14 protein-coding genes are annotated in these 14,188 nt (G+C 40.2%); 4 read left to right on the forward strand and 10 right to left on the reverse strand.

The window, feature by feature from the left end; all coding sequences use genetic code 11:
- Nucleotides 1-33: 33 nt before the first annotated feature.
- From LPTSP_RS12235 to LPTSP_RS12250, 4 genes are all read right to left on the reverse strand, one after another.
- Complete coding sequence (locus LPTSP_RS12235) at nt 34-405, reverse strand: phasin-related domain-containing protein (protein ID WP_086447879.1); 372 nt, start codon at nt 403-405, stop codon at nt 34-36.
- A 120-nt stretch (nt 406-525) separates the two neighbouring features.
- Complete coding sequence (locus tag LPTSP_RS12240; RefSeq protein WP_108929013.1) at nt 526-1,284, reverse strand: PPK2 family polyphosphate kinase; 759 nt, start codon at nt 1,282-1,284, stop codon at nt 526-528.
- 6 nt (nt 1,285-1,290) lie between these two features.
- Complete coding sequence (locus tag LPTSP_RS12245) at nt 1,291-2,310, reverse strand: DUF2804 domain-containing protein (protein ID WP_108929014.1); 1,020 nt, start codon at nt 2,308-2,310, stop codon at nt 1,291-1,293.
- Between the two features lie 42 nt (nt 2,311-2,352).
- A complete protein-coding gene (locus LPTSP_RS12250) occupies nt 2,353-3,777 on the reverse strand; it encodes an aminotransferase-like domain-containing protein (RefSeq protein WP_108929015.1) in 1,425 nt (474 codons plus the stop codon).
- A gap of 59 nt (nt 3,778-3,836) precedes the next feature.
- Here LPTSP_RS12250 and LPTSP_RS12255 point away from each other — a divergent pair, with 59 nt between their 5' ends.
- Nucleotides 3,837-5,045: an aminotransferase-like domain-containing protein gene (locus LPTSP_RS12255; protein ID WP_245915560.1), complete on the forward strand. Its 1,209-nt coding sequence runs from the start codon at nt 3,837-3,839 to the stop codon at nt 5,043-5,045.
- An 85-nt stretch (nt 5,046-5,130) separates the two neighbouring features.
- The gene (locus LPTSP_RS12260) at nt 5,131-5,538 is read left to right on the forward strand and encodes an MmcQ/YjbR family DNA-binding protein (protein WP_108929017.1); all 408 of its coding nucleotides are present in this window, start codon (nt 5,131-5,133) and stop codon (nt 5,536-5,538) included.
- 1 nt (nt 5,539) lies between these two features.
- Here LPTSP_RS12260 and LPTSP_RS12265 read toward each other — a convergent pair whose 3' ends face one another.
- From LPTSP_RS12265 to LPTSP_RS12290, 6 genes are all read right to left on the reverse strand, one after another.
- Nucleotides 5,540-6,202: a hypothetical protein gene (locus LPTSP_RS12265; protein ID WP_108929018.1), complete on the reverse strand. Its 663-nt coding sequence runs from the start codon at nt 6,200-6,202 to the stop codon at nt 5,540-5,542.
- Nucleotides 6,203-6,212: 10 nt separating this feature from the next.
- Nucleotides 6,213-6,593 carry a phasin-related domain-containing protein gene (locus LPTSP_RS12270; protein WP_108929019.1) on the reverse strand — a complete coding sequence of 127 codons (381 nt, stop codon included), beginning with the start codon at nt 6,591-6,593 and terminating at the stop codon, nt 6,213-6,215.
- A 249-nt stretch (nt 6,594-6,842) separates the two neighbouring features.
- Nucleotides 6,843-8,708: a motility associated factor glycosyltransferase family protein gene (locus tag LPTSP_RS12275; protein ID WP_108929020.1), complete on the reverse strand. Its 1,866-nt coding sequence runs from the start codon at nt 8,706-8,708 to the stop codon at nt 6,843-6,845.
- Nucleotides 8,705-10,519 (reverse strand): penicillin-binding protein, encoded by a 1,815-nt coding sequence (locus LPTSP_RS12280; RefSeq protein WP_108929021.1) that lies wholly within the window; start codon nt 10,517-10,519, stop codon nt 8,705-8,707. Before LPTSP_RS12280 ends, LPTSP_RS12275 begins: the two co-directional genes overlap by 4 nt.
- A gap of 92 nt (nt 10,520-10,611) precedes the next feature.
- Complete coding sequence (lepB, locus tag LPTSP_RS12285; protein ID WP_108929022.1) at nt 10,612-11,208, reverse strand: signal peptidase I; 597 nt, start codon at nt 11,206-11,208, stop codon at nt 10,612-10,614.
- A gap of 28 nt (nt 11,209-11,236) precedes the next feature.
- Complete coding sequence (locus tag LPTSP_RS12290; RefSeq protein ID WP_108929023.1) at nt 11,237-12,427, reverse strand: acyltransferase family protein; 1,191 nt, start codon at nt 12,425-12,427, stop codon at nt 11,237-11,239.
- A 168-nt stretch (nt 12,428-12,595) separates the two neighbouring features.
- Between LPTSP_RS12290 and LPTSP_RS12295 the strand changes: the two genes are divergently transcribed.
- Together LPTSP_RS12295 and LPTSP_RS12300 are read left to right on the forward strand one after the other, a co-directional pair.
- The gene (locus LPTSP_RS12295; protein ID WP_108929024.1) at nt 12,596-13,135 is read left to right on the forward strand and encodes an LIMLP_15305 family protein; all 540 of its coding nucleotides are present in this window, start codon (nt 12,596-12,598) and stop codon (nt 13,133-13,135) included.
- A 57-nt stretch (nt 13,136-13,192) separates the two neighbouring features.
- Nucleotides 13,193-14,185, forward strand: coding sequence for an SPFH domain-containing protein (locus tag LPTSP_RS12300; protein WP_108929025.1), 993 nt, complete (start codon nt 13,193-13,195; stop codon nt 14,183-14,185).
- Nucleotides 14,186-14,188: the final 3 nt, after the last annotated feature.

The raw sequence follows: 14,188 nt of genomic DNA on the forward strand, positions 1-14,188 counted from the left end.
GGCGAGGTTTCCCTTCGCCCGCTCGGTAGGAAATTAAGCTTTTCCTTTTGCAGTAGCTTTGATAGTCTCAGCCACTTCGGTCAATTTAGCTTTAACAGCTTCTAATTGTCCTTCCGGAACGCGTTTTTTGATCTCTTCGGAGATTTGATTGTACTTCTCAACGATCTTACCACGAGTTTCTTCGTAGTTTTTACCAGCAACGGTGGAAACTTCTTTGATTTCATTCAAAAGTTTATCCACAGATTCGCGAATTTTTACAGAACCTTCAGAATTGTCTGCAGCACCTTTAGCTACTAGCTCTCCGTAGGTTTTTTCCAAATCTACTTTCGCTTTGTCTAATCCTTCTTGTCCAGATTTCAAAAGTCCGATTCCGGCGTTAAGAATGTCCAACAGTTGTTTTTCCATTTTTCTCTCCTTTTTCGCAGCACTTTTGGTGCAGCGCACAATCCATTCATATTGCACCGCACCAAAGCGGTCAACCTCTAATTTATAAAAATTTGGAAAAAATATAAAAAGAAAACTAGGTCAGATCTCGCCAGGTTGGACTTCCAATTTAGGATATTTGAGATCCATATCCTCCAATTCCTTGCGAACGGACTTAGCGATCAGATAATCTCTATACCATTTCTTGTTAGAAGGAATGATCACCCAAGGATAACGATCCTTAGAATGAGAGAATATCCACTCATAAGCTGTCCGATACTTTTTGAAATTTTTATGAGCCTCTAGATCGCTTGGATCGAACTTCCAATTCTTTTCCGGATTGGATAATCTCTCTTCTATCCTTTTGATCTGCTCTTCTTGTGAGATATGTAGGAAGAATTTCAGGATATGAGTGTGATTTTCTTTAGATACGAACTCTTCGAAAGAATCTATAAATTCTAATCTCTCTTTGAGCTTGTCCTTGGATAAACTTTCAGAAACGAAAGGGACCAGAATATCTTCGTAATGAGAACGATTAAAGATCTGGATCCAACCTTTTTGTGGAAGTTCCTTATGTATTCTCCAGAGAAAGTCTCGACTCAATTCTTCGGAAGTAGGTGCCTTCCAGGCCTTGCAAGTGCAACCCAATGGATTTAATGCAGAGAAAAGTTTTTTGACCGACCCGTCTTTTCCGGATGCGTCCACTCCCTGAAGAATGATAAGCAATGATTTCTTTTTGCCTGCAAAAAGACGGATCTGTAATTCTTCTATCCTTTCCAATTCCTTGAGACGAAGTTCTTCTGCTTTTTCTTTGGAAAGATCTTCGTCCGGTTCAGTGGGATATTCGGAAAGTTCAATCATTCTATATTACCAGCGGGCGATATGATCTTCTGCCCAGCCTTGTCCGCTTTCAATCCTAAATTCACTTTTACCTATTCGGAAAACACCGTCAAAACTTCCGATCATCTGATTTACCTTAGAAGCAATTATACCCATATTGGAATATGCCTTTCTGCGAAAATCAGGCGTGAACACAAGCTCGACTGCTTTACTTTCCTTGGAGTAGATCATCCAAGGTTTTTTGAGATCTTTTTTATCGAATTCAAAAGCAATCACGGAAGGGATCTTATAAATCCTACCATTGATAAGAAGAGCGTTTTCAGTGGTTCCTGTTCCGTCAGTCCAGCCACCACCTAAGTTCATTCCGTATACTTCATTTCCGCCGGGACGATAGGACATGGACGCCCAGTTCCATTTGCTGAAATAAGGCCAGACCCCTCTCCCATAATCCAAAACCCCGAATGAATCTTTAGGCTTGAACTCATAAGATTTAGAATCGGTAGTCACTTTTCCTTTCGCTCCCAATCCGAATAATTTATGAGTGAATTGAAAACGATTTCGATTCCAAGGAACCACAACGTTCAGACTTTCCCATTGATTAGGAACTTCTAATATAAGATCTGCTTGGATGGATTTGCGGGTTCCTTTCAGGAAGTCTACTTTGATTCGGTAATTTCCATCTTCGTCCATTTTGAAATCCAAGAATCCTTCTTTACCTTCGTAACGGGCGTTGCTGGAAACAGTCTGTCCGAGCAAGGTGCCTTTTCCAAAAGGAGTAATGACGGTAGCTTCTTGGAATTCTCCGGTCCTTCTATCCAACCAATAACAAAAGATCACACCTGCGTAATCGATATCCGAAACAGTGAAGGAAGCCAAAAAGTTTTGATCGTAAAAACACCAATAATTCCATTTTTTCTTACGAAGCCAATGGCCTTTTACATTACATCTATGTAAGGGAGTTTTGGACCAGCCGATCGCATTCCGATTCACTTTTCCGGAAGGGTCGCATAAAATGGTAGGTTGTTGGATTTCTGTTTCTAAATTCATGCTCGCATAGGACAATACCTTGAGCCTGTACCGACCCACAATCTAAATTTCTTTTGCAATTCTTCCCAGAGTTTGGATGGCAGAGATCACCTTAGGTCCCATGAGAACTCCCGCATTAATTCTAAAATTGTTTACGTACTTTCCGGAAAGAGAGAAAAGATTCCCCGGGACTAAGCTGATCTTCTTCTTAACGGCTTGAAATCTGAGAACTCTGGAATCTTTTCCTTTAGGGAGTTCTATCCAAAGAAGAAATCCTCCTTTCGGAATGGCGACCTTGGTTCCCTTCGGAAAATATTCCAAAAAAGAATCCGCATAAGAAAGTACCAGACCTCCTAACCTTCTTCTAAATTCCCTCAAATGCCTTTCATGAGCGAGAGAGCCTATAAAATAGGAAGCTGCAAGTTGAGGGATCGCGGGCAAAGAGATTGCTTCCGCTAAACGAAGACGCCTAGCATTTTCGACTTTGATTTGATCGCTGATCATCCAACCGATCCTAAGACCTGGATTCACAGATTTAGAAAGAGAAGAAACATGTGTCACAATCCCTTCGGCGTCTAGAGACAATAAAGAAGAAGGACGAATGCCTCCGTTATGCTGCAAGTCTCCGTAAATATCGTCCTCAAGAATTTTCACGCCATACCTAGAGGATATTTTCAAAAGTTCTTTTTTAGATCCTAATGGCATAAGACTTCCGGTAGGATTCGAAAAAGTAGGAATTGTGATCAGAAACTTAGGCGATTCTTTCTTAATGACGGAAATGTAAGATTGTAGATCCAAGCCGGTAAAAGGATCCGTCGGTATCTCGATCGCTTTTAGTTTTAATTCGGAAAGAATTTGGTACAAAACAAAATGGAGAGGACTCTCCACAGCAACTTTATCGCCCGGTTTGGTAGAAAGACTCAAAGCCAAAAACGCAGCTTCCGAACAACCTAAGGTGATAAAAACCTCCTCAGGGCGAACTCTTCTTTCTGGACCGGAAGAACGGATCGCGATCTTTTTCCTGAGCTCCAAAATACCAGCAGCGTCCGAATATTTATAAACCTGTGAGTCCTTTAGGGATTTCTTATATGCTTTCTGTAAAGAAGAATACGGCAAAAACTGAGGGTCGGGTACCGCTGCTCCGAAAGGAATAAAACCTGGATCCGCAAGTTCCGACATAAGGGAACTTACCTCTTCCGGAACGGAAGGATTCGGAACTCTTACAGGTTTTTCCAATTTATATTTAGGATACAGTTCCGGTCTAGGAAGAACAAAATAACCAGATCTTTCTCTACCGCTGATAAAGCCTCTTTCTTGAAGAATGCCGAAAGCCTCCACAGCAGTCGAAAGATTACATTCTTCGAATAAACAGATCTTTCTAAGAGAAGGTAATTTGGAACCTGGAGGAAATTCTCCCGATTCTATTCTGCCTATCAAAGAATTTGCGATCTTAGAATATTTAGTAAGAAGTCTATCTGTATTGGTCATAAAAACGATTTCTGTATCTGTATGGTATTCCCAATTTAATGTATAAACCAAATAAGAAGATGAGCAAGTTAATTCTAGAAAATAGATCCGAAATTTTCAGACCTTCCGCAAGGCCTGGCAGAACTCCTGCATCAGTTACCAGAGATATATTAAAAGTGATAGATACACCTGGAATGATCTCATTTGCCGGAGGCCTTCCGGATGATAGCTTGTTTCCTATTGAGGATCTAAAAAATATTTTCGAAAGCTCAGTTTCTAAAAAGGGTGCAAAATTATTCCAATACTCTGATACACAGGGACATTCCGACTTACGTGCCTGGCTTGCAGATCGATATTATCCCGGTTCTTCTGCCGACGAAATCCTTTTGACCTCTGGCTCCCAACAAGCATTGGATTTACTCGGTCGATATTTTATAGAAGAAGGATCTCCCATTCTTTTAGAAAGGCCAAGCTATCTAGGAGCCATTCAGGTATTCTCTTCTTATGCACCGACATTCTTAGGGATCAATTATGGAGAAGAAGGTCCCGATATCGAAGAATTAAAGTACGCGCTAAAGAATTCTTCGGAAAAGCCTAAATTCTTTTACTGCATTCCTGATTTCCAAAATCCTTCCGCCTATTCTTATTCATTAGAAGTCAGAAATTCACTTTCTAAATTACTTTTAGACAGCGGGGTCCCTATCTTAGAAGATACTGCTTACAGAGAATTGTATTTCAAAGAGCAACTTCCGATTTCCTTATGTGAACTAGGTCCGGAGCATACGATCTCCATCGGAACATTCTCCAAAACGCTTTCCCCTGGATTGAGAGTCGGATGGATCAAGGCTCCTAAAAAGATCCTAAAAGATCTAGTCGTTCAAAAACAATCTATGGACTTACATTCCCCAACTCTAAACCAAGAATTAGTCTACGGATTCGTATCATCTTCCAAATATGAAGAACATCTTTCTTTGCTCCGAAGGACCTACCAGAAGAAGTCCGAGCATACGTTTGCTTGTTTACGTAAAAATTTCGGCGAATCTCTTCCTTTACAAATTTCTAAAGGAGGATTATTCTATTGGTTGGAATTTCCGGAAGAGATAAACACAGATCTTCTTTTCCAAAAATGTTTGGAGAAAGGACTCGCAGCAGTTCCAGGATCTTCCTTCTTCGTTGGCAAACCGGAAAGAAATCATCTACGTTGGAACTTTTCAAATGCTTCCGAAGAAGAAACAAAACTAGGAATAGAAAGATTATTTGCGGTATATATGGAGATGACCGAAGTATAAAGTTTTCTTTCTTCTAAATTCTCGTTCGAATTTAGATTGCTAGCTTGCATCCAAGGAAATATAATCCTTCTCCCCAGGTGCTAAAATGTCTGATCATATTTCAGTCCCAGAGACAATACTCTCGAAACTCAGACTTATCTGTTTGGATCTTCCGGAAGCATATGAAGAACAGGCTTGGATCGGAATTCGTTGGTGTATCAAAAAGAAAAACTTTGCACATGTTCTGATGTTACAGAATGGTTATCCTCCCGCTTATGCGAAGGCCTCCGGCCTAGAAGGAATTGCTTGTTTATTAACTTTTCGTTTTTCTCCCAAAAAGATGGATGTATCCCGTTTTAAACAATACCCTTTTTTTAAACCGGTTTGGTGGGAAGACATCATAGGATTAGTAATCGATGATTCAATTGATTGGGAAGAACTAGAAGTTCTATTGAAGGAAAGCTATTGCCAACTTGCGCCTAAGAAATTAGCGGAGATGGTGGAGGGAAGTTGATTCAAAGAAATTTTTTGTAATTTTTAACAAAACCCTTTTTATAAAAATAACTAAAAAGATAAATTTTATTCGGTAGGTATTTGATTTCAAAAGAATTTTTCCCTTCAATTTGTATTTTCTCATCAACAACTATTAAATACCGAGTACATGGAATAATTCCCGCAGCTTTACCCTCATCAACATATTGTTCGGCAGGATTACGTGGAAAAAACTTTCGTTTTCCTTTTCCAAGTATTGTATATGGATAATTAAAACCATAAGATATGAATAGCTTGGCAGTATTACCATTTAAAGAAAAGGAATATTGTTTTGAACGATCCTTGTCTTTGCCGCAAATCTCCCACAATAAATAACCAGCATCTTTTTCTAGATCGGTGAGATTATCATGAAAGATTATTTCCATATTATTCTGATCTTGTAATAGAAATGGCAGTTGGTCCTTCTCGATAAAGAAAGCTTCCGAAGAATAATTTCCTCCATTTACTAATAAAGAATCAAAGTATTTTGTTTCACCGTTAGAATGTAGTTGCTGGCGAGTATCAAGTCCCTTCGAGATTAAATCATAATCTCCTAAAATAGAAGAACATTTAGAGAGTAATAAGAGACAGAGAAGAGGAAAAAATTTTCGGCGGGAGGAATCTCCCGCCGATATTGGGAGGTTCAAAAGGCTTTTATTAAGCAGTTTTTTTAGTTGGAGCAGCAGGTTTTTTAACTGACTCCGTAACTTCGCTAAATTTAGCCTTGATAGCTTCGATTTGCTCAGCAGGAACTAATTTCTTAGCTTCTTCAGCAATTTGGCTATAGATTTCAAGGGCCTTAGCGCGAGAATCTTCGTAGGTTTTAGTAGCAGCAGTAGATAATTCTTTAGCTTCGTTTAAGAATTTGTCTACAAACTCGCGAACACGAACAGATGCTTCTGAATTGTCGGAAGCGCCTTTAGCTGCGAGTTCTTGAAAACTCTTAGTAAATTCTGCTTTCGCTTTATCCAGACCTTCTTGTCCACTTTTAACCAAACCAAGACCTGCGTTCAGTACATCTAGAATTTGTTTTTCCATTTTTAGCTCCTCGGTGAACCGTTGTGCGGCGCACAATCCATTTGTAGTGCATAGCACAAACAGAGTCAACAAAAAAACGAAAAAAAGTTTCAAAAGTGATTTTTAAGTCTACTAAAGGTATGTGACGCAATTATGGCAGGATTTCATTGGAAGTCTGACATGAAGCGGCGTTTGGAGAGGATTCTGCTAGGCTTATTTACAGGTTATGCACAATCGAACTCTTCTAAAGGAGGAAAAAGTTCGATTTTTTTAAGAAGAAAAACGCCTCACCGTCTTACTTAAGAGCTGGAGATTCATTTCGGTACTTTTTTTTAGTCCGGAATAGAGAAGAAGGCTCTTTTTCGCAACGGCTAATCTTTCGTTCTTCTTCTCTTCTAATGTTAGTTCCGTATCATACCCTTCCGTGATTGCCAAGATCACTCTCTGCAAACTGATCCCTAAAAATTCGGTGAGTCCTTTTTTAGAACTGATGCGATCGTCTATTATAGAAATATCATGTAATGCTTTTCGAATAGACTCCTTGTCCTTCTCTCCGTTTTGGATAAGAGTATAAATTTTTTCTGAAAGCGCTTCTCCCGTGGACACCTGAACTCCGAATTCCTTTAACTCGTTGCGAATCTTGTTTAATTCTTCCGATACTTTTTTTCCGTTGATCTTTAAAGGAAGAAGGGCCCGAATCTTTTTTTTGATCTCGGAAACCTCTTCGCTATTCGATGAGTTTTCTTTGAACCATTCTTTAAATGTAATATTTCGGATCCCATCTAACTTAGCTCCGTCTTTACCTAAGTTGGCCCAAGGACGGTCTTTTTGTCTTTCTTCGAACCATTTTTTGAAGATCAGAAGTTTTTCGTTGGTTCTAATTTTTTTTCCTTCTATAGATTCGATCCACTTGGGTGGCAAAGCAGTCATCTGTTTATAGTTATGATGCTCTCTTCTGTGTGTCCGACTTTCTAAAAAGTTGAGTCTTTCTTCTAAGATCGCTCCCTTACAATGAGCCTGGGAACCGGGAAAAGAAAGGTCTTGTCCTAACAGCAAAATGGACCTTGCATCCATCTTCTCCGCAAGGCTCGCAGCATTTGTAGAAACGGAGCCGCCAAAGTCTACCGACCCCAGCCCACTTTCTGAAGCATTTTCCAAAAGTTTAATCCAGGGAAAAGGAGAAGAAGTCAGAAAATGATTTTTACCTATATAAGGCATTCTTAATGAATGATAGGAAGTAGTGGGATCGAATATGAATTTCGCCTTTCCGAAATAACCTTCTAAGTATTTAGAATTTAAAGGCTGGGGATCCACACTAAACACAAGGTCCGGGTCTATTCCCGACTTTTGAAGGATGAGAAGAGCTGTATCCACCGCGATCAATATAAAGTTCTCTCTATATTCTTTCAGTTCTTGTAAGGAAAGATAAAGAGAAGGTCCGGCCCCGCAAACGACCACATCTACTTTGGATTTGCATAAACCGAATAATTCGTTTATCGGGCTCATATCCACAAGTTCAGGAAGATTTCGGATAAAATTACCGGTCCAAACCTTCTCGAATCTGGTCAATGTAGCGGTATTAACATCCTTCTTATGAAAGAAAGTCTCGGCTAAAAATCTTAGTTCTTGGTATTCTTCCTTTTTCCACTGCAAACTCCCTCTATGAGGAATAAAGCTTACAGGATATCCTGAGATTCCTTTAAAGCCCTCGTAAAACGCAGATTCATCGTAAGGAGAAAGGAATATTCTCAACTTCCCGGAAAGGATCATGGAAGAAAAATCGAAAAGCGAGAAAGCCGCCTTGATGATTTCCGGAAAAGGCTCCATCCATACGCATATTACTTTATCAAATCCTAATGTATATTGTATAGAATAACCGAGGCCTGCACCGAAGAATAGAAACGCTCGTTCTTCGTCCCCTTTTTTCAGATCCACAAGCTGCCTTTCCGCTTCCTTGCGTGGATCCATTGAGCTATGCAAAAGAACATTATCGATCTTTAAATTAGGATCTTCTGTTTTTGTAGGAACGATATCGAAATTAATCTGGGAAGATCCTATTCTTTCGGAGGCTTCCGGCGCGAAACTGCGAAGTGAGGCCAAATTTTTTTCGAGCAAATCCGACCTGAATTCTTTCATTGGAAAAACACGTTTATCCTTTTTCCTTCGTGAGAAGCACCTGGAGAAGGATCTTGCTCATAACAAAATCCACTGCCGTGAAGTTTATAAGGAACTCCTAAAGGAGCTAATAATTCCACTACTTCTCTTTTACTTCTTCCAATCAGATCAGGAATACGTTCAGATTTGCCTGTAAGCGGTTTTCTTTCCAATTTCGGGAGCATTACGTTAACCGTTCTTTCTCCCTGTTCAATGATCGGAATGATATTCTCCACAACCTCTCTGAATACCGGAGCAGCAAGTCCGCCTCCGGTATGGCTATCTCCTCTTGGCTCATCAAAAAGGATGAGACCGACCACTTTTGGTTTGTCCGCGGGAAAAAATCCTAAAAAGGAAGCGGACCATAATCCGTCTTGGTAACCTCGGCCAGATACCGCCTTTTGCCCTGTGCCTGTTTTTCCCGCAATGGAGTATTCTTGTATGTATGCGTTCTTTCCTGTTCCGGCTTGCACGACTCGAGTCATCGCCTTCAATAATCTTTCGGTGGAATATTCTTTGATGCCCACAGGAGTTTCGTCGGATTGGAATTCCTGTAGGACTTCTCCATAGGAATCGGTGATATGAGAAACCACTCTAGGTGTGATAAATCTTCCTCCGTTTACGATAGAAGCTGCGGATGCAACTAACTGAATTGGAGTTACCGAAATTCCCTGGCCGATTGCCATGAACATAGGAGTGGTCGGAGTCCATTTATTTAAGACAGGCATATAGCCCACCGATTCATTGGGTAGAAGTCCGGATCTATCTCCGAAACGAAATCGTTTCATATATTCATAAAGTACATCGTTCGGGATCTTTGCAGCCGCCTTAATAATCCCTGCGTTGCAGGAATATTGTAGGATCTCCTCTAAATTCACTTTTCCGTGAACATGTGTACATTTGATCCTGGTCTTTCCGTAGTCCACATATCCCGGACAATCGAATTTTTCATTCGGATGTATTAGGTTTTCGTTAAGAAGAATACTCGCCAAAAAAATTTTCATGGTGGATCCGGGCTCATACACATGTCGGATCGCCCAATTTGTATGTGAATTTTCCTCGAAGGAAGAGTAACGATTCGGATCGAAAGAAGGAAAGCTGGCCATTGCCAATATCCTTCCAGTATGGATCTCCATAAGAAGCCCTACAGCTCTTTTGGCGCCGGTTTCTTCGAATCTTTTTCCGAGAGCCTTTTCCAATTTGAATTGAATGAGTCCATCCAAAGTCAAATGGACATTTGCACCTCTAGCAGAATCTACCTCCGTAGGTGTCATCAATTCTTGGTTATAATAATATTCTAAACCGGAGAGAGCCTTATCGTCGTCCATTCCTGTAAAGCCTACAAGACTTGCCGCCAAACTTCCGTGAGGATAAACTCTTTTAAATTCTCTCTCTCTTCTGACTCCTGGAAGGGCCATCTCCATGATACGGCTTGCAGTAGTATCGTCTATCTCCCTCTTCAAAAGGAAGTATCTGCTTTTTTCACGGATCAACGATTCTATCTTTTCAGGAGGAATGTCCAGATAAGGAGAAATTTGTACTGCGGTAAAATTCGGATCGTAAACATTTCCCGGATAGATCCCGATCGTGGAAGAATCTATGGACAATGCCAATTCGATCCCTCTCCTATCGTAGATCGCTCCTCGTCCGATCCTTTCTCCATTCTTGAATGCGATCTCTCTATCGTTAAAAAATACTAGATAACCCACTCGGACCAAAAGCCCGGAGAAGAATACACATAATAGAACGAATAAGATGGTGAATCTTTTTCGATTAAGAGGGTTATAATCCATCGATGAGTGAACCGCTTTTATATATTTCGGTCTTTTTCAGAATGATTAAAGAGCTTTTCTAGTACAAGTGAAATCCGAGTTCGGATAATGGTTTAAAAGCTGGTGATAACCTTTCCTCTCAATTTTTTGAAAGGAATTAGACCGTAATTTCTGGAATCCGTGGAAAATTCTCGGTTATCTCCCAATACCAAAACATAACCTGGGGGGATCCTGCCTGAATCTCCGATGCCTATATTTCCCGAGACTCCGATCACAGGTAAAATAGATGCCGATGGCGCTTGGGTCTTATAACCCGAATTCAAGAAAGGTTCCTCTAAGGAAGAATCGTTTATCAAAATCCTTCCTTCCGAAAATCTAAAAAAGTCGCCGGGAAGTCCGACTACTCTTTTTAAACTTAATTCTGCTCCGATCCCATCCAAGACCAATACATCGAATCGATCCACATCCGGCTCTAAGATATATAAAACCCAAGGACCGATCTGCGCTGGAAAGCCCCATTTTTTAACCAAAACCCAATCGTTTTCTTTATAGCTAGGCATCATACTCGTGCCGCTGATCAGATAGAATTGGATCACGAAGATCCTAAAATATAAAATGAAGAATATTGCAAATAAGATCGGAAAAGAAAGTTTGATCCAGTGAAATGCAGAATGCCGGATCGAACGAATTATTTCCGAATCAAATTTCATAGTATGGTTTCGAGTTTATTGGACGAGACTATGCAGTCTTAGTCTCGTTCTTATTTTCCAAAACTTTCGGTTTTTCTTTCCACCAGATAAAAGGTTGTTCTATCAGTAAAAAGATCGGCCAAGCCGCGAGGATCGTAAACCCGAAACAGATCAAGTAGAGTTTAGGCAATACGCTCAGAGTAACTAACGTTTCTCCTTTTAGGGCCCATCTAGTTGCGATTCCCATCAAAGGAATATTCCATAAGTAAACCGTAAATGTGATCCTGGATAATGGACGGAAGATAGGTAATCCTAAGATAGTTTTGAATAGACCTTCTTTCTGAATTGCAAGATAGATAATCAGAGCCAAGGCGATATTATAAAAATTATTTGCGAGGGTCAATCGGATGAAATGGTTCCAATCGAATGAATAAGAGATCAATATGAATACGATTGCTGTGATCCCGATCAGAGAATATTTCAGTTTCCCTAAACTTTCTCCCACCGGTTTATAATCCACATATTCCGCCAAAAGCATCCCGGCGATCATGGAATCGAATCTGTTTTCTGTCCAGAAAAGAGCCTCTGCATTCATCTGCCCTTTTGAAAAGAGATAACATCTAGATAAGAAAGGGATAATATATATGATCGATAATATAATAACTCTGACTTTTTTAGTTTTGGAAAATAGGAAGAAGGGACCGAGAACCACCATCAAGAAGTAGATCTGCTGCTCTAAGGAAATATACCAACCAACGTCTAAGACTCTTGGATAGAAGTTGGATAAGAAGACCCCATCCGCCCAGACATAGTCCAAAGCCTTTTGACCTTTGTCTATCAACCAAAGCAGATCCGCACTCGGATTCGGTATATTTTTCAGACCTTGTACCTGTTTGAAAAAATAATAATAAGAAAAAGCTAATGCAGCATAATAAGCGGGAAGTATCCGTAAAGAACGATTGGTGATAAATTTGCGGTAAGGAAAACTATTTTCCCTTTTATAAGACTGGAGTATACCTCCGTAATTCAGGAAGCCTCCTAATACGAAGAAGACATCCACGATGGTGGTTTGATTCTCCACAAACCAGGATAACCAATAAGGCATTTCACCCATGATCGGCTGTTTGGAAACCCAAAGATGGTTGGTCATTACCATCAAGATTCCGATCGCCCTGATCCCGTTTAATGATTCTATTTCTCCCTTTTTGGAAGCAAAGATAGACAGTATATAGGATTTCATAATGAAAAGATTCTATTTCCTGAATTGAATTAAAAACTTTTCAGGGATCTGCTATCAAGAAATAAATCCGGGGAACCTAAAAGACCTGAGTTACGATTTCATGGATATGATACGAAAAGAGAAGTATTTGTCTTGCTTGGAAAGAAATTCCGGCTCATTCTTCTATATATGACTTCGAACAGCCCGATATCACAATATGTTTCCAGATTCAAAGCGGAGAAGGGAAAGATCTTATCCTTTCTTTCCGCATTTCCTTTCTATGGAGAAGTCTTAAAGAACCATCAATATTACGAAGCGGACAGAATCACTCGAAACGAATTATCCAAAAAATTGGATTCTCTCAAAGAACCTATCCGTAGGATCGAAGAAAATTTCGTCCGAGAAAGAAGAATGGACCTAATCAGTTCCACTGAGGTCTTACTCTCTATCATAGAAAGACTCAAAAACGAAATTATTGGAGCAAGTTACGGTCTGAACGGACTGGGCACTGGATTTAAGGCAACCGAATCTGAGTTGGAAGCTTTGGCAGAGTGGGATTATTCTTTGATCCATCATTCTGAAGAATTATTAACGAAGGTTAAAGCCCCGAACTTCCCTCCCGATGTTTCGGTAGAGATAGTAAGGAATTGGGTCAGTAGTTTTAGATCCGAATTGGACGAGTTCGATTCCGCCCTAAAGAGCAGAAAGGATGTATTCTTAAAACGATAGTCTTTTTTTGATTTGCCTGAAGTTGAGTAGTGAATAATATATTTCCAAGGAGTTCTTATGGCATTAATAGACGTAATAAAATACGAAGGGAAACCGGGAGAGATTGTATGGAAATTTCCCCGTAACGATATCAGTACCTTCGGTCAATTGGTAGTGAACGAAAGCCAAGAAGCCATCTTCTTTAAAGAAGGTAAGGCTCTGGATATTTTCGGACCTGGAACTCATACTTTAAAAACAGGGAACGTTCCTATTTTAGAAAAATTAGTGAACCTTCCTTTCGGAGGACAAACTCCTTTTACTGCGGAAGTAGTTTATATCAATAAGGCTCTCATCCAATTAAAATGGGGAACTCCAGCACCTATCCAAGTAGAAGATCCTAAATACACGATCACTTTGGGAGTCAGGGCAAACGGCGCGTATAATATCAAGATCGTGGACTCCAAAGCATTTGCAGTGGGAGTAGTCGGTGCAAGAGGGGCTTATTCGCAAGACGAAGTGGATAATTTTCTAAGACCGATGATCGTGACTAGGCTGAGCGATTTTCTGGCAGAAGTAGTTTTAAAATCCGGTGAACCGATCACTCGATTGAACCAACATTTGGAAGAAGCTTCTTCCGCAGGAAAAACAAAGATCCAACCGGACTTCTCCAAATATGGGATAGAAGTTTTGGATTTTTTTGTTCAATCCATCAACTTCGATCAGAACGATCCGAATTTCCAAAAGATCCAAAAAGTTCTCACAGAAAAATTCGAGATCGATGCTCTAGGCGGAATGTACCAACAAAAAAGAATGTTGGATATTGGAGAAGCCGCAGCCAAGAACGAAGGCGGGAATGCCGGTGAAGGTATGTCCGCAGGTATGGGACTCGGAATGGGAATGAATATGGGTAATATGATGGCCGGGATGATGGGACAGAACAATGCCGGTGGGAATTCCAACCAGAACGATGCTGCCTCGAGACTCACAAAACTCAAAGGCATGCTGGACCAAGGCCTGATTTCCCAGGAAGAATTTGATGCCAAAAAAAAGGACATTTTAAATTCTATCTAAAGT

The sequence above is a fragment of the Leptospira johnsonii genome (assembly GCF_003112675.1).
Taxonomy (GTDB): domain Bacteria; phylum Spirochaetota; class Leptospiria; order Leptospirales; family Leptospiraceae; genus Leptospira_B; species Leptospira_B johnsonii.